This window comes from Lysobacter sp. (genome assembly GCA_013141175.1).
Lineage (GTDB): Bacteria > Pseudomonadota > Gammaproteobacteria > Xanthomonadales > Xanthomonadaceae > Lysobacter_I.
Genome location: JABFRN010000001.1, coordinates 3,571,822 through 3,587,710 on the forward strand (window position 1 = coordinate 3,571,822; position 15,889 = coordinate 3,587,710).

Genomic DNA, 15,889 nt, shown 5'->3' on the forward strand with positions numbered 1-15,889 from the left:
AGAGCGGTCGCGTTCTTTTTGACTTTTTTGCTTTCGACTTTTGACTTGCCGGCAGCAGCAGACCTGTGAGCAAACGCGATTACTACGAAGTCCTGGGCGTCGCCCGCAACGCCAGCGAGGACGAGCTGAAGAAAGCCTATCGCCGGCTGGCGATGAAGCTGCATCCGGACCGCAACCCGGACGATGCCGGCGCCGAGGCTGCGTTCAAGGAGGCGAAGGAAGCCTACGAAATGCTGTCCGACGCCAGCAAACGCCGTGCCTACGATGCGCATGGACACGCCGCTTTCGAGCATGGTACGGGCGGCGGAGGTGGCGGCCAGGGACATGCCGACATCAACGATATCTTCGGCGACATCTTCGGCAATATCTTCGGCGGAGCCGGCGGCGCGCGCGGCCCGAGGCGCGGCGCCGACATCGGTTATGTGATCGAACTCGATCTCGAAGATGCGGTCGCGGGTGTCGACAAACGCATCGAAGTGCCGACGATGGTCGGCTGCGGCCCGTGCAAAGGCAGCGGTTCCGAAGATGGCAAGATCGAAACCTGCAGCACCTGCCAGGGACGCGGACAGGTCCGTTTCCAGCGCGGTATCTTCGCGATGCAGCAGCCGTGCCCCACCTGCGGCGGGCGCGGCCAGAAGCTCAGCAATCCCTGCAAAGCCTGCCACGGCGCCGGGCGTGTCGAAGAGGAGAAAGTCCTGTCGGTGAAGATTCCCGCAGGCGTCGACAATGGCGATCGCATCCGTCTGGCCGGCGAGGGTGAAGCGGGCCCGGCCGGCGCCGCTGCCGGCGATCTGTATGTGGAAATCCGGGTGCGCGAACACGCGATCTTCCAGCGCGATGGCGACGATCTCCATTGCGAAGTACCGATCCGATTCTCTCAAGCAGCACTCGGCGATACCGTGCGCGTGCCGACGCTCGGTGGCGAAGCGGAAATCCGCATCCCGCTCGAAACCCAGACCGGCAAGGTCTTCCGCCTGCGCGAGAAAGGCGTGAAGTCGGTGCGCAGCCGCAGCACGGGCGATCTGTATTGCCGCGTCGTGGTCGAGACGCCGGTGAACCTGACCTCGCAGCAGCGCGACTTGCTGCAACAGTTCGAGGCGACGTTCGTCGGCGAGAGCGCGCATCGTCATTCGCCGCGTTCCAGCACCTTCATCGATGGCGTGAAGAGTTTCTGGGAGCGGATGACTTCGTGACGGCCTCGTGGTCCGGGCGGCGTTCGCGCCGCCGATAGGCCCGTCGGTAGCGTTCCCACGTTCCGCGCCCGATGTTGCGGCGCGGTTTGACATCGTCCATGGCCGGTAAGACGCTTGGCGGCGACGGTGCATCGTGCGCCGTCGCGCGCGCTTGTCAGCGCGCGTCCAGGAGATGTGGGCACCGATCCGACGTTGCCGGTATCGCCGGCCGTGGTTCGGGTTCGCCCCCCAGGATCAAGGAGAATCCCCATGTCGTTCGATTCACGTCCTGCCCGCCGGCTTGCGCTCGCTTCCGCGTTGTCGGCAGCCGCTTTGGCGGCCCCCGCATTCGCCGCCGGGCGCGTTCATCTGTCGCCTCTCAGCGAATACGATCCCGCCGACGGTTTCATCGTCGGTTACCGCAGCGGCAGCCTGCTCCGATCGGATTCGGCGCTGGTGCAGCGTTCGCTCAGCGGCGCGGTGGCATCCGTCTTCGGTCGCAGCGCCGCGCCGACGCTGCGTCGCGAACGCACGCTCGGCATCGGTGCCGAACTCATCGCCGTGGATCGCAGGCTCGGTCGCGCCGACGCCGAACGGCTGATGCGGCAGATCGCGCTCGATCCCGACGTGGAGTACGTCGAACCCAACATCCGGCTGCGCGCGGATTTCACGCCGAACGACACCTACTTCAACCTGCAGACCAATCTCAGCAGCGTGGGTGAGAACACCTACGCCACGCAGGCGTGGGATACCGGTTATCGCGGCCAGGGCAAGATCATCGCGGTCATCGATACCGGAATCACCAATCATCCGGATCTCAACGCCAACGTCATCGCGGGCGGTTTCGATTTCGTCAGCAATGTGTTCATGGCCAACGACGGCGGCGGACGCGACAACAATCCGGCCGATCCCGGCGATTGGGTCGCCGCGAATCAATGCTATGCCGGCTCGCCGACGCTGGGCTCCAGCTGGCATGGGACGCACGTCGCGGGTATCGCCGCAGCGGTCACCCACAATGCGACGGGCGTCGCCGGCATGGCGTTCAACGCGCGCATCCTGCCGGTACGGGCATTGGGGCGCTGCGGCGGCACGCTCGCGGATATCGCGGACGCGGTGACCTGGGCTTCGGGCGGCGCCGTGGCGGGCGCTCCGGCCGTGGGTGGGAACCGCGCCAATGTCATCAACATGAGTCTCGGTGGTGCCGGTGTCTGCAGCGCGGTCATGCAGAATGCGATCAATGGCGCGGTCGGCCGCGGCACGGCCGTCGTGGTCGCGGCGGGCAACAGCAACGCCAACGTTTCCGGTTTCACCCCGGCCAGTTGCGCGAATGTCATCGTGGTCGCGACGCACAGTCATACCGGCAGCTTTTACGGACAGAAAGAGCCCTTCTCGAACCATGGCAATGGCGTGGATCTCTCGGCGCCCGGCTACAGCATCGCATCGACCTACAATACCGGCGCATCGTCGCCCGGCGCGGCGACCTATGCCTATCTCAGCGGCACATCGATGTCGGCGCCGCATGTCGCCGGCGTGGTCGCGATGATGATGTCCAAGCCGAGCGCCGACTGTACGCCGGCGGCCTGCGAATCGATCCTGAAAACCAATTCCGACCTGTTCATGGGGCCGGTGCAGTACTACATCGGTTGGGGGCGCCTGAATGCATGGAAAGCATTGAACGCGACGCCTTGATGTCGGAGTGATCGACGCTGCATGTGTTGCTGTTCCGTTAAAGCGTCGGCTGGCCGATTCATTCGGCCGGCCGATCGCCGTTGCATCGATCATGTTCGCGCGAGAGCTGTTTTTTTAACGGTTTTTTTCTGTTTGCATATTTGGATAGCCGATCGGTTTTGTTAATGTTTTTTGATCTGCTGATCGTCGTCACGCAATCGAATGCGATTTCGGATGCGGCTGTATTGACGCGGTCATCTGCGAGTCGCAAGGTATGCAGCAGGCACGGAACGTGCCTGTATCGTGTCCGACCCGGGCTCCAGCGTGACGTTGGGGGCAGGTCGCCCAGGAAATAGGACATTTCTGCCGCATCCGCGGCATTCCGATTGAAATATGGAGATTTCGCAATGTCATCCAAGAACTCGCGCCTGCATCGTCGGGCGCTCGCACTCGCTGTGTCCGCTGTCTTCCTCTCCGGTGCGGCGATGGCTGCCGACCGCGTCAGCATCAGTGGTCTGAGCAACAACGAACCCGTCGATGGCTTCATCGTCCGCTATCGCGACGGCAGTGCAAGCAAGCTCGACCTGGCCACGCAGCAGCGTTCGCTGGATCAGGCCGCGTCGACCGCGTTCGGCCGCGCCCAGGCGCTCACCCTCAAGCATCAGCGCACGCTCGGTATCGGCGCCGAACTGGTCCAGGCCGATCGCCCGCTGGATCGCACCGAAGCCGAAACCCTGATGCGCCAGATCGCGACCAATCCGGACGTGGAATTCGTCGAGCCGAACATCCGGCTGTATGCGACGTTGACTCCGAACGACACCTTCTACAACCTGCAGTACGGCTTCCAGAACGGTGTCGGCGGCAGCAACGCCAACCTCGCTTGGGATACAGGCTTCCGCGGCGCTGGCAAGATCGTCGCTGTGCTGGATACTGGCTACCGCCCGCACGTCGACCTCAACGCCAACATCATCAATGGCTACGACTTCATCAGCAGTACCTTCTACTCCAACGACGGCAACGGTCGCGATAGCAGTGCGCTGGATCCGGGTGACTGGTCCACGGCAGGCCAGTGCTACGCCGGTTCCCCGGCCAGCAACTCCAGCTGGCATGGCACCCACGTTGCCGGTACGGTCGCAGCGGTGACAGGTAATGCTGCTGGCGTGGCCGGCATGGCCTTCAACGCGAAAGTGTTGGCGGTACGCGTGCTGGGCCGTTGCGGCGGTACGCTCGCCGATATCGCCGACGCGATCACCTGGTCGTCCGGCGGTGCGGTCGCTGGTGTACCAGCGGTCGGTGCCAACAAGGCGCAGGTCATCAATATGAGCTTGGGCGGCGGCGGCGCGTGTACGGCGGCGTCGGCGATGAATGTCGCGATCAACGGCGCGATCGGCCGTGGTACCACCGTGGTGGTGGCGGCCGGCAACAGCAACGCCAACGTGAGCGGTTTCACGCCTGCGAGCTGTCCTGGTCCCGGTGGCCTCGTCACGAACGGTCTGATCGTGGTCGGCGCGACCGATTCGGCGGCGAGAAAGGCATCGTTCTCGAACTACGGCGCGCGCGTCGATGTGTCGGCTCCGGGCGTGAGCATCGCTTCCACCCTGAATGCCGGCACCACTGTTCCGGGCGCCGACAACTACGTCTACTACAGCGGCACCTCGATGTCGTCTCCGCACGTGGCCGGTCTGGTTGCGCTGATGCACTCCAAGCCCAGCGTCGACCGTACGCCGGCGCAGGCCGAGACCATCATCAAGGCCAACATCAAGCCGTTCGGCGCGGTGCCGGTGCCGGGCCCGCTCGGTACCGGCATCATCAATGCGCAGACCACGCTCAACGCCACACCGTAATCGCGGATTCCATCCCGTCGCACCATGGACCCCGGCTTCGGCCGGGGTCTTTTGTTTTGCGTGGCGTCAATCGGCCGCAGCAGGCGCTCCGGTATGCTGCCCAGCCTGTCCATCGCCCGTATCGCCGAGGTCTGCATGCCCGTCCCCGTCCGAGTCCTGATCCACGGCGCCAGCGGGCGCATGGGCCAGACCCTGCTGCGACTCGCCGCCGAGCGCGAGGATCTGACCATCGTCGCTGCGGTCGCGCCGCCATCGGCCGATACCGCGCTGCTCGGGCAGCCGTTCCACCCGTCGAGCAACATCGAGCACGCGCCGGGCTTCGATGTCGCGATCGACTTCAGCCTTCCGGCCGGCGTCGACGCCATTCTGTCGCTGTGCGCGGCACGCGGTGCGGCCTTCGTGTCCGGCACGACCGGGCTGGCTTCGCAACAGCGCGCGATGCTGCGCAGTGCGAGCAGCCAGATCCCGGTGCTGTGGGCCGCCAATTTCAGCCTCGGCGTGGCCGTGCTGGAGGATCTGGTCGAGCGCGCCGCCGCCGCGCTGCATGCCTGGGACTGCGACATCGTCGAGTCCCACCACATCCACAAGCTCGATGCCCCTTCGGGCACTGCGCTCGCGCTCGGTGGGGCCGCGCAGCGCAAGGGCGCCGAACCGCGTTACGCCAGTCTCCGTGCAGGCGATATCGTCGGCGAGCATCTGGTGCAGTTCACGGGGCAGGGCGAGCGGATCGAATTGATCCACCGCGCCACCAACCGCGACATCTTCGCCCGGGGTGCGCTGCATGCGGCCGTCCGGCTCGCCGGTCGTGCGCCGGGCAATTACCGGCTGCGCGATCTGCTCGATTGAACCTGCACGCGACCGCCGCAAGGGAGAGGATGCGATGACGCGACACCCTGTGATCGGCATCGTCGGCAGCGAAGGCGCCTATGGTCGCTGGCTGCGACGATTCTTCGAAACGCGCATGCGGTTGCAGGTGCTGGGCCACGATCCGGCGGCATCGGACAGCGACGCGTTGGAACGCCTGCTGAGCGATGCCGATGTACTGCTGTTCGCAGCGCCGATCCGCAGTACCGAAACCATCATCGACGACTGCCTGCATCGATCGGCGGGCCGCGAGCGTGGCCGGCTGTGGCTGGACATCACCTCGATCAAACAGGCGCCGGTGGCCGCGATGCTGCGGTCGCGGGCGGAAGTCGCGGGCTTGCATCCGATGACCGCGCCGCCCAAGGCGCCGACGCTGAAGGGCAAGGTGCTGGTGATCTGCGAAGCGCGCCTCGATGCCTGGCGCGGTTGGCTGCAGGTGTTGTTCGATGCCTTGCAGGCCGAATGCGTGCGGGTCGCGCCCGAGTACCACGACCGGGCGATGGCGCTGATCCAGGCGATGGTCCACGCCACCCATCTCGCGGAAGCCGGCGTGCTCCGCAGCCATGCGCAACACCTCGGACCGCCGTCGGCGCTCCTGCCGCTTCGTTCGGCGTCCTTCGAACTCGATGTCGCGGTGATCACCCGCATCCTGTCGCTCAATCCGCAGATCTACGAGGACATCCAGTTCGGCAACCCGTATGCGCTGGAGATGCTGGACAGCCTGGTCGGCGAACTGTCCGCGCTGCGCGAGCTGATCGCACGCGGCGACGATGCTGCGCGGGCCTGTTTCCGCGCGCGATTCCTGCACGACAACCGCGCGCATTTCGACGCCGGCACGTTGGCCGACAGCAATCACACGTTCGAGCGCGTCGGTTACCTGCTCGCGGATCTGGTCGAGCGCGTATCCATCAGCGTGCATCTGCCGGAAGACAGCCCGGGTGCGCTGAGAGCGCTGCTGCAGGTGTTCGAGCGGCATGGCATCAACCTGTCGTCGATCCACTCGTCGCGCACGCCCGCCGGAGAGGTGCATTTCAGGATCGGATTCGACGCGGGCCTCGATGCCTGTGCCTGCGCCGCAGTGATCGCCGAGATCGACGCCAGCCGGATGGGCAGGGTGCTGGCGTCGTCCGCGCCATGATCCGGTAGCGCCCGGGAGCCCGTCGAAGGCCTCGCAGCCGCTGCCCGGCCGCATGTGCGCCGCAATCTGCGGGCCATGCGGGTCGCGTGTTCAGGTTGCTCCGGGCGCCGGGACAGCGCACAAATTTCGCTGGCGAAGGGTGGGGTGCGTCGGTACAATTCCCGCTCGCCTGATTCCCTCACGCCCCGGACCGGTTAGACACCGCGCCCGAGGCTTTGTGCAACCTGATGTAGCCCGACATAGGCGAACCACGTGACCGAAACCGCAATCCTTGTCCTCGAAGACGGCACCGTATTCGAGGGCGAATCCGCAGGCGCGCCCGGCCTGTCCGTTGGCGAGGTCGTGTTCAATACGGCCATGACCGGATATCAGGAAATCCTGACCGATCCGTCCTACGCCCGTCAGCTGGTCACGCTGACCTACCCCCACATCGGCAACACCGGCTGTACCGACCTCGATGACGAGGCTGAACGGGTCTGGGCGTCCGGCCTGATCGTCCGCAACGTGCCGCGCCGCCCCAGCAGCTGGCGCAGCCGGGTCGCGCTGCCGGAATGGCTGAAGGCGCGCGGCATCGTCGCCATTTCCGAAATCGACACCCGCAAGCTCACGCGCCTGCTGCGCGATCGCGGCAGTCAGAACGGTGCGGTGATGGCGGGTGAGATCGATATTGATAAAGCCCTCGAAGCCGCGCGCAAGTTCCCGGGCCTGAAGGGTATGGATCTGGCGAAGGTGGTCAGCACCGGCGAACGCTTCGCATGGCGCGAAGGCCAGTACGATCTCGACCGCGATACCTTCGTCAGCGCCGCACCGAAGTTCAAGGTCGTGGCCTACGACTTCGGGGTGAAGCGCAACATCCTGCGCATGCTCGCCGAACGCGGTTGCGACGTGACCGTGGTGCCGGCGCAGACCTCCGCCGCCGAGGCACTGGCGCTGAATCCTGATGGTGTGTTCCTGTCGAATGGACCCGGCGACCCGGCACCCTGCGATTACGCGATCGCAGCGATCCGCACGTTCATCGATCGCAGAATCCCCACCTTCGGCATCTGCCTCGGCCATCAATTGCTGGGTCTGGCCTCCGGCGCGCAGACGTTGAAGATGAAATTCGGCCATCACGGCGCCAATCATCCGGTGATCGAACTCGACAGCGGCCGGGTGATGATCACTTCGCAGAACCACGGTTTCGCCATCGACGAATCCACCCTGCCGGCGAACGTCCGCGTGACCCACCGCTCGCTGTTCGACGGCAGCAACCAGGGCATCGCGCTCGCCGATGCGCCGGCCTTCAGCTTCCAGGGACATCCGGAAGCCAGCCCCGGCCCGCACGATGTCTCGCCGCTGTTCGACCGGTTCGTGGCGATGATGGCTGCTGCGTAATGCCCATCCCCACCCGCCGCCGCTGGTTGCGCAGGACGATCGTCGCGATCGGCGTCTGCGCGCTGTATCCGGCCTTCGTGCTTGCAACCGTGTATGCGGCGACCGCGCAATCCGATCTGCCCGGCGGGCGCCACGGTCCGCGCGACGCCTATCGTCACAGTCTCGCCAGCGCGACCGTCGCCTACACCGGTTCGCCGCACTGGGTGCAATGGGTGACCGCCGTGATGGAGGACGGTGGGCGTGGCGACGACGCGCGCGCGATGGATGCGCACAACAATCTGCTCGGCGCGCGCATCGGTGCCGACGCGCACAGCTGGGCCGGGATGCGCGCTGCAGTCCTGGCGGCGGTCAAAACCGGCGATATCGATGTCAAGGATCCGAACCGCATCACCTGGTTGCCGCAGACGCGCTGGCGGGAACGCGCGTACTGAGCGTCATGCCCCATCTCTTCCAACAACTCCCAGACCCGACCGGACACAGCACAATGAAACAGTTTCCCTTCCTCGATCACGTCCGCCTGTGTTGCGCCGCGCTGTTGGCGCTCGCCGCGCCTGGCGTTGCGCTGGCTGCGGAAAGCAGCGCGCCGGCGGTGTCCAGCGCGGTACGCATGACCGATCTGCAGGTGCGGATGATGCCGTTCGGCGCGATCTTCGATTCGCTCGCCAGCGGAAATCCGGACTGGCCGATGCAGGAGAAGCCGGACGCGGTCACGCCGAAGCAGCGGGCCTGCCTGCGCGATGAGCTCTCCACGCCGGGATTCCGCCGCTACAAGCTGGCGCAGGTCGAGACGTACATCGCCGCCAATCCGTCGCGCGTGGATGCGGAGATCGCGCTGCTGGAGCAGGGTGCGGCCGATCTCTTCGGCACGCTGGTGGCTGCAGGCGCCGAAAGCGAGCGCACCGGCGTCGAGGCCGATCCCGCGGTCGTGCTCAAGAACGCCTCGCCGGAACAGATGCTGTCGTTCGTCACCTTCTTCAGCGATCCGAATTACGCCGAACTGCGCAAGCTCTCCGGGCTCGGCGATGCGCTCAGCATCGACAAATCCGCCGAGGAAAACGAATCCGCAGGCGAGAAAGTCGGCTCCACCCTCACGATGCAGATCATGCTGACCGCGATGTCGACCTGCAACGTGCCCACCACGGTGCTTTTCGACAAGTAGTGGATCCGCGATCCGCGACTGCTCCATATTCCACACTCCCACATTTCCCGAGTAACGAGATGCCCAAGCGCACCGACATCCAGACCGTCCTGATCATCGGCGCCGGCCCGATCGTGATCGGCCAGGCCTGCGAGTTCGATTATTCCGGCGCGCAGGCCTGCAAGGCGCTGCGCGACGAGGGCTATCGCGTGGTGCTGGTGAACAGCAATCCGGCAACGATCATGACCGACCCGGAGATGGCCGATGCGGTCTACATCGAGCCGATCAACTGGCGCACGGTCGAGAAGATCATCGCCAAGGAAAAGCCCGATGCGCTGCTGCCGACGATGGGCGGCCAGACCGCGCTGAACTGCGCACTCGACCTCGCCGACAACGGCGTGCTGGAAAAATACGGCGTGGAACTGATCGGCGCGTCGCGCGAAGCGATCCGCATGGCCGAAGACCGCGAGCTGTTCCGCATCGCGATGAAAGAGATCGGCCTGGAGTGCCCGAAGGCCGAGATCGCGCGCACGCTGGAACAGGCGCTGGATATCCAGTCGCGCGTCGGCTACCCGACCATCATCCGCCCGAGTTTCACGCTCGGCGGCAGCGGCGGCGGCATCGCCTACAACCGCGAAGAGTTGATCGACATCGTCAAGCGTGGCCTGGAGCTGTCGCCGACCACCGAAGTGCTGGTCGAGGAATCGGTGCTGGGCTGGAAAGAGTTCGAGATGGAAGTGGTCCGCGACAAGGCGGACAACTGCATCATCGTCTGCTCGATCGAGAACTTCGACCCGATGGGCGTGCACACCGGCGACAGCATCACCGTCGCCCCGGCGCAGACGCTCACCGACAAGGAATACCAGCGCCTGCGCGACGCCAGCATCGCGGTGCTGCGCAAGATCGGTGTCGATACCGGCGGCTCCAACGTGCAGTTCGGCGTCAACGCGCAGACCGGCCGCGTGGTGGTGATCGAAATGAATCCGCGCGTCTCGCGCTCGTCGGCGCTGGCCTCGAAGGCCACCGGCTTCCCGATCGCCAAGGTCGCGGCCAAGCTCGCGATCGGCTACACGCTCGATGAGTTGAAGAACGAAATCACCGGTGGCCTCACGCCGGCCTCGTTCGAGCCGAGCATCGATTATGTGGTCACCAAGATTCCGCGCTTCGCATTCGAGAAGTTCCCGGCTGCCGACGCGCGTCTCACAACGCAGATGAAGTCGGTGGGCGAGGTGATGGCGATCGGCCGCACCTTCCAGGAATCGCTGCAGAAAGCGCTGCGCGGTCTGGAAACCGGCAAGGTCGGCCTCGATCCGACCGATCTGGACCTGCGCACCGATGAAGGCATGGCGCGGATGCGCCGCGAAGTGAAGGAAGCCGGCCCGGAGCGCATGTTCTATCTCGCCGACGCGTTCCGCGCCGGCCTGTCTGTGGAAGAGGTGCATGCGCTGTCGTTCGTGGACCCGTGGTTCCTCGACCAGATCGAAGAGCTGATCGCCTGCGAACGCGAAGTCGCTGCGGCGGGTCTCGAAGGCCTTGATGCCAAGCGTCTGCGCGCGCTCAAGCGCAAAGGATTCTCCGACGCGCGTCTGGCCCAACTCGCCGGCACCAACGAAACCGCCGTGCGCGCGCTGCGCAAGGCGTTCAATGTGCGCCCGGTGTACAAGCGCGTGGATTCCTGCGCCGCCGAGTTTTCGACCACCACCGCGTATCTGTATTCGACCTACGAGGGCGAATGCGAAGCCGCGCCGACGTCGCGCGACAAGATCATGGTGCTGGGTGGCGGCCCGAACCGGATCGGGCAGGGCATCGAGTTCGACTATTGCTGCGTGCATGCGGCGTTGGCGCTGCGCGAGGATGGCTACGAAACCATCATGGTCAACTGCAATCCGGAAACCGTCTCCACCGATTACGACACCTCGGATCGCCTGTACTTCGAATCGCTGACCCTGGAAGACGTGCTGGAAATCGTCGAGCTGGAACAGCCGAAGGGCGTGATCGTGCAGTACGGCGGGCAGACGCCGCTGAAACTCGCGCAGGCGCTGGAAGCCAACGGCGTGCCGGTGATCGGCACCTCGCCGGATTCGATCGATCTGGCCGAAGACCGCGAACGCTTCCAGAAGCTGGTCGAAAAACTCGGCCTGCTGCAGCCGGCGAACCGCACCGCGCGCAACGCCGACGAGGCGCTGGCGCTGGCGCGCGAAATCGGCTATCCGCTGGTGGTGCGCCCCAGTTACGTGCTCGGCGGACGCGCGATGGAAGTGGTCTATTCCGACGCCGACCTGTCGCGCTACATCCGCGACGCGGTGAAGGTCTCGAACGATTCGCCGGTGCTGCTCGATCGTTTTCTCGATCACGCGGTCGAGGTCGATATCGATGTGATCGCCGACAAGGACGGCCATGTGCTGATCGGCGGCGTCATGGAACACATCGAGGAAGCCGGCGTGCACTCGGGCGACTCGTCGTGTTCGCTGCCGCCGTATTCGCTGTCGGCGCACACGCAGGGCAGGCTTCGCGAACAGGTGGTGGCGCTGGCCAAGGCGCTGAACGTGGTCGGCCTGATGAACACCCAGTTCGCGATCCAGCAGGAAGCCGACGGCACCGACGTCATCTTCCTGCTCGAAGTGAATCCGCGCGCCTCGCGCACCGTGCCCTTCGTGTCCAAGGCCACCGGCATGCCGCTGGCGAAGATCGCCGCGCGCTGCATGGCCGGCATGACCCTGGCGGAGCAGGGCGCGCTGAAGGAAATCGTTCCCCACTACTATTCGGTGAAGGAAGCGATCTTCCCGTTCGCGAAGTTCCAGAACGTCGATCCCATCCTGGGTCCGGAAATGCGTTCGACCGGCGAAGTCATGGGCGTCGGCCGCAATTTCGGCGCAGCGTTCGCGCGCGCGCAGGAAGCCGCCGGCATCAAGGCGCCGCCGGTCGGCAAGGCCTTCATCTCGGTGCGCGACCCCGACAAGCAGCGGGTGCTGGCGGTGGCGGAGGAACTGATACGCCGTGGCTTCGGCCTCGTCGCGACCCGCGGCACCGCGGCATGGCTCGGTGCGCAGGGCGTCGCCTGCGACGTGATCAACAAGGTCGTCGAGGGCCGTCCGCATATCGTCGACCTGATCAAGAACGGCGAGATCACCTATATCGTCAACACCACCGAGGGCAAACAGGCGATCGCCGACTCGTTCTCGATCCGGCGCGAGGCGCTCCAGCACCGCGTCACCTATTCGACCACGATTGCAGGCGCGAAAGCCTTGCTGCATTCTCTCGACTTCCGCGACAGTGGCCCGGTCTGGGCGCTGCAGGAATTGCACAAGGAACTGGATCCATCATGAGTCGAGCCCCCCTGACCCTGAAAGGCGCGCAGCGCCTGCGCGCCGAGCTGGAACAACTCAAGAGCGTGCAGCGCCCGGCGGTGATCAGCGCGATCGCCGAAGCCCGCGCCCACGGCGATCTGAAGGAAAACGCCGAGTATCACGCCGCGCGCGAGCAGCAGGGCTTCATCGAGGGCCGCATCAAGCAGCTCGAAGCCGAGCTGTCGCATGCGCAGGTCATCGATATCTCAACGCTCAACGCCGGCAGCCGCGTGGTGTTCGGCGCGACCGTGACCCTGGCCGACGTGGAGACCGAGGACGAGAAGCGCTACCAGATCGTCGGCGACCTCGAGGCCGACATCAAACTCGGACTGATCGCGATTTCCTCGCCGATCGCGCGTGCGCTGATCGGCAAGCACGAAGGCGATGTGGTCGAAATCGACGCACCCGCCGGCCGGCGCGAGTACGAACTGATCCAGGTCGCGTACGAAGGCTGACGGGGTCGCTACGATGGCGCGTGCCATCTTCCTGCTGCCCGCGTGGTCGAGCTTCGGTCGTCAGGGTCTTTCGCCCGAACTTGCGAAAGCGTTCGGTCGCGCGGATGCGCCCGCCCCCGGCCACAGCGGCGGCGATGCGCAGTTGATGCGTCATTTCACCGCCACGCCCGCGCAATGGGCGCCGGCCGCGATCACGCGTCAGGCCGATGTCGGCGATGCCGCCGGCGCGGCGTGGCTGCGTGCCGATCCCGCGCACGTGCGGCCGGAGATGACCGGTGCGCGCCTGCTGGGCATCGGCGAGCGCCTGTCGCTGTCGCAGGACGATGTCGATGCGCTGCTGCCGGCGCTGAAGCCGGTGTTCGGCGACAGCGGCTTCGCACTGGACGCGCCGACCCCGGCGCGCTGGTATCTGCGCCTGCTGCGCGAAGCGAAATTTCCGGCCTTCAGCACGCCCGACGAAGCGCTGGGCGAGGATCTGTTCGAGCACCAGCCCGAGGGTCCGGAAGGACGCCGCTGGCGCGCATTGCTCAACGAAGTGCAGATCGTGCTGCACAACCATCCCTGGAACGCGCGGCGCGCCGAACGCGGGCTGGTGCCGATCAACGCACTGTGGGTCTGGGGCGGCGGTGTTCTGCCGGATCGTATCGCCGCCGATGCGACCCATGTGCACTGCGACGACGATCTGCTGCAGGCGTTGATTGGGCTCGCGGGCGGTACGGCGCAGCCTTTGCCGCAGGATTTCGGCAGCGCGTCGTCGAATCGCAGCGGGATCGCGCTTCATGACCTGCGCCGATACCGCGATTTCGCCGTATTGCAGCGCGATTGGCTGCTGCCGGCGTTGCGGGCACTGCGCGTGGACGGGCTCGCATCGCTTGTTCTCGACGCGGCGGACGGCACGCAGTTGAAACTCGCGCGCTCGCAGCGCTGGCGCTTCTGGCGCGGCGTGTGGGCGATGCCCGCACCCTCTCGACCGCAGGCTGCGGATCCGACATGACTCGTACGATCCGGCGCCGCGACGCTGCGGATGCACCCGACGCGCAGGGCGACTGGCCGCCGCAGCTGTCGCCGCTGCTGCGTCGCGTCTACGCCGCGCGCGGCGCGCACAGCTACGCGCTCGCACAGCCGCGCCTGAGTCAATTGCTGCCGCCGGATGCGCTGCTCGGCATCGATGCCGCCGCGCGTCTGCTGGCCGATGCGATGGCGGCCGGGCGACACATCGTGGTGGTCGGCGATTTCGATTGCGATGGCGCCACCGCCTGCGCGGTCGCGGTGCGCGGGCTGCGCATGCTCGGTGCGCAGCAGGTGTCGTATGCGGTCCCCAATCGCATGGTCCACGGTTACGGGCTGTCGCCGGCGCTGGTCGAAGACCTCGTCGGCATGCGTCCCGATGTGCTTGTGACGGTCGATCACGGCATCGCCTGCCATGCCGGCATCGCTGCGGCGAAAGCGCACGGCTGGCAGGTGCTGGTCACCGATCACCACCTTCCGGGCGAACTGCTGCCGTCGGCCGATGTCATCGTCGATCCGAACCTTCCGGATGATCCATTCCCCAGCAAGGCGCTGGCCGGCGTCGGGGTGATGTTCTACGTGCTGCTCGCGCTGCGCCGCCATCTGCGCGATGCCGGTCACTTCGGCGCCGATCCGCCCGATCTGTCGGTGCTGTTGGATCTGGTCGCGGTCGGCACGGTCGCCGATCTGGTGCCGCTCGATGCGAACAACCGCACCCTGGTCGCGGCCGGTCTGCGCCGGCTGCGCGCCGGTCGCGGCTGCGCCGGTCTGCAGGCGCTGATCGAGGTGTCGCGCAAGCAGGCGGCGACGCTGACTACCAGCGACATCGGTTTTTCGATGGCGCCGCGCATCAACGCCGCCGGTCGTCTGGAGGACATGGCGCTCGGCATCGAATGCCTGCTCTGCGACGATCCGCGCCGCGCGCGCGAGCTGGCCGAAGTGCTGGACGGCATCAACGCCGAACGTCGCGGCGTGCAGCAGCAGATGGTCGGCGATGCCGAGGCCGCACTGGCCGGACTCTCGTTCGACATCGACTCCGGCCGCGCCACGGTCTGTCTGTATCGCGAGGACTGGCATCCCGGCGTCGTCGGCCTGGTCGCATCGAAGATCAAGGAGCGTGTGCATCGCCCTGCGATCGCGTTCGCGCCCAGCGATACCGGCAGCGATCAGTTGCGCGGCTCGGCGCGTTCGATCGCCGGTTTCCATATCCGCGATGCGCTTGCGGCGGTCGATGCGCGACATCCGGGATTGATCGAGAAATTCGGCGGACATGCGATGGCCGCCGGGCTCAGTCTGCGACTGACCGATCTGCCGCGTTTCCAGGCTGCGTTCGAGGACTGCGCGGCGGCGATGCTGTCGCCTGAACTGCTGCAGGACGTGATCCTCAGCGACGGTGCGATGCCGCCCGAAGCCTGCGACATCGGCACTGCGCTCGCGCTGCGCGATGGCGGACCGTGGGGGCAGGGCTTCGCGGAGCCGCTGTTCGACGATGTCTTCGAGGTCGTCGACTGGAAGATCCTGGGCGGGCAGCACCTGAAGCTCGAACTGGTCCGGCCGGGCATCGCGACCAGGCGTTTGAACGCGATCCACTTCGGCGGTTGGACCGGCGAAGCGCCGGCCCCGCGTTCGCGCATCGCCTACCGGCTGCAGCCCGACGATTGGCGCGGCGGCGATGCCGTGCAGTTGGTGGTCGTGCATCGCGAGGCGGCGACCGCTGCGTAAGAACTGCGGCTTCGATCGTTGGTTCGATGCTGTCATCCCGAACGAGGGCGAAGCCCGAGGAGGGACCTGCTTGTGGCGCGTACAGCCACAACAGCAGGTCCCTCGGCCCGTTGCACGGGCGCTCGGGATGACAACGACCTGGTCCATCTACGGCCGAGG

The 15,889-nt window shown here is 66.0% G+C and carries 12 protein-coding genes; all 12 read left to right on the forward strand.

Annotation, left to right across the window (positions count from 1 at the left end):
• Positions 1-65 precede the first annotated feature (65 nt).
• The 12 genes from dnaJ to recJ all read left to right on the forward strand — a co-directional run bounded on the left by dnaJ (position 66) and on the right by recJ (position 15,730).
• Positions 66-1,193 (forward strand): molecular chaperone DnaJ, encoded by a 1,128-nt coding sequence (dnaJ, locus tag HOP03_15765; protein ID NOT89616.1) that lies wholly within the window; start codon positions 66-68, stop codon positions 1,191-1,193.
• Between the two features lie 249 nt (positions 1,194-1,442).
• Positions 1,443-2,861: a S8 family peptidase gene (locus HOP03_15770; GenBank protein ID NOT89617.1), complete on the forward strand. Its 1,419-nt coding sequence runs from the start codon at positions 1,443-1,445 to the stop codon at positions 2,859-2,861.
• 464 nt (positions 2,862-3,325) lie between these two features.
• A complete protein-coding gene (locus tag HOP03_15775) occupies positions 3,326-4,684 on the forward strand; it encodes a S8 family peptidase (protein NOT89618.1) in 1,359 nt (452 codons plus the stop codon).
• 135 nt (positions 4,685-4,819) lie between these two features.
• Positions 4,820-5,530, forward strand: coding sequence for a 4-hydroxy-tetrahydrodipicolinate reductase (locus HOP03_15780; protein ID NOT89619.1), 711 nt, complete (start codon positions 4,820-4,822; stop codon positions 5,528-5,530).
• A 34-nt stretch (positions 5,531-5,564) separates the two neighbouring features.
• The gene (locus tag HOP03_15785) at positions 5,565-6,686 is read left to right on the forward strand and encodes a prephenate dehydrogenase (GenBank protein ID NOT89620.1); all 1,122 of its coding nucleotides are present in this window, start codon (positions 5,565-5,567) and stop codon (positions 6,684-6,686) included.
• Positions 6,687-6,938: 252 nt separating this feature from the next.
• Positions 6,939-8,060, forward strand: a complete 1,122-nt coding sequence (gene carA, locus HOP03_15790) for a glutamine-hydrolyzing carbamoyl-phosphate synthase small subunit (GenBank protein ID NOT89621.1) — start codon at positions 6,939-6,941, stop codon at positions 8,058-8,060.
• Complete coding sequence (locus HOP03_15795) at positions 8,060-8,491, forward strand: hypothetical protein (GenBank protein ID NOT89622.1); 432 nt, start codon at positions 8,060-8,062, stop codon at positions 8,489-8,491. Before carA ends, HOP03_15795 begins: the two co-directional genes overlap by 1 nt.
• A 53-nt stretch (positions 8,492-8,544) precedes the next feature.
• Positions 8,545-9,219: a hypothetical protein gene (locus HOP03_15800; protein NOT89623.1), complete on the forward strand. Its 675-nt coding sequence runs from the start codon at positions 8,545-8,547 to the stop codon at positions 9,217-9,219.
• A gap of 59 nt (positions 9,220-9,278) precedes the next feature.
• Positions 9,279-12,524 (forward strand): carbamoyl-phosphate synthase large subunit, encoded by a 3,246-nt coding sequence (gene carB, locus HOP03_15805; protein ID NOT89624.1) that lies wholly within the window; start codon positions 9,279-9,281, stop codon positions 12,522-12,524.
• Complete coding sequence (gene greA, locus HOP03_15810) at positions 12,521-13,000, forward strand: transcription elongation factor GreA (protein NOT89625.1); 480 nt, start codon at positions 12,521-12,523, stop codon at positions 12,998-13,000. The genes carB and greA overlap by 4 nt, the downstream gene beginning before the upstream one ends.
• 13 nt (positions 13,001-13,013) lie before the next feature.
• Positions 13,014-13,994, forward strand: coding sequence for a phosphoglycerate mutase (locus tag HOP03_15815; protein ID NOT89626.1), 981 nt, complete (start codon positions 13,014-13,016; stop codon positions 13,992-13,994).
• Entirely contained in the window at positions 13,991-15,730 is a 1,740-nt protein-coding gene (gene recJ, locus HOP03_15820) for a single-stranded-DNA-specific exonuclease RecJ (GenBank protein ID NOT89627.1), read from the forward strand. The genes HOP03_15815 and recJ overlap by 4 nt, the downstream gene beginning before the upstream one ends.
• Positions 15,731-15,889: the final 159 nt, after the last annotated feature.

Excerpts from the sequence above, each read along its gene's own strand:
- HOP03_15770 (NOT89617.1), top strand. The coding sequence starts at position 1,443 with ATGTCGTTCGATTCACGTCCTGCCCGCCGGCTTGCGCTCGCTTCCGCG.
- HOP03_15775 (NOT89618.1), top strand. The coding sequence starts at position 3,326 with ATGGCTGCCGACCGCGTCAGCATCAGTGGTCTGAGCAACAACGAACCC.
- HOP03_15780 (NOT89619.1), top strand. The coding sequence starts at position 4,820 with ATGCCCGTCCCCGTCCGAGTCCTGATCCACGGCGCCAGCGGGCGCATG.
- HOP03_15785 (NOT89620.1), top strand. The coding sequence starts at position 5,565 with ATGACGCGACACCCTGTGATCGGCATCGTCGGCAGCGAAGGCGCCTAT.
- HOP03_15795 (NOT89622.1), top strand. The coding sequence starts at position 8,060 with ATGCCCATCCCCACCCGCCGCCGCTGGTTGCGCAGGACGATCGTCGCG.
- HOP03_15800 (NOT89623.1), top strand. The coding sequence starts at position 8,545 with ATGAAACAGTTTCCCTTCCTCGATCACGTCCGCCTGTGTTGCGCCGCG.
- carB (NOT89624.1), top strand. The coding sequence starts at position 9,279 with ATGCCCAAGCGCACCGACATCCAGACCGTCCTGATCATCGGCGCCGGC.
- greA (NOT89625.1), top strand. The coding sequence starts at position 12,521 with ATGAGTCGAGCCCCCCTGACCCTGAAAGGCGCGCAGCGCCTGCGCGCC.
- HOP03_15815 (NOT89626.1), top strand. The coding sequence starts at position 13,014 with ATGGCGCGTGCCATCTTCCTGCTGCCCGCGTGGTCGAGCTTCGGTCGT.
- recJ (NOT89627.1), top strand. The coding sequence starts at position 13,991 with ATGACTCGTACGATCCGGCGCCGCGACGCTGCGGATGCACCCGACGCG.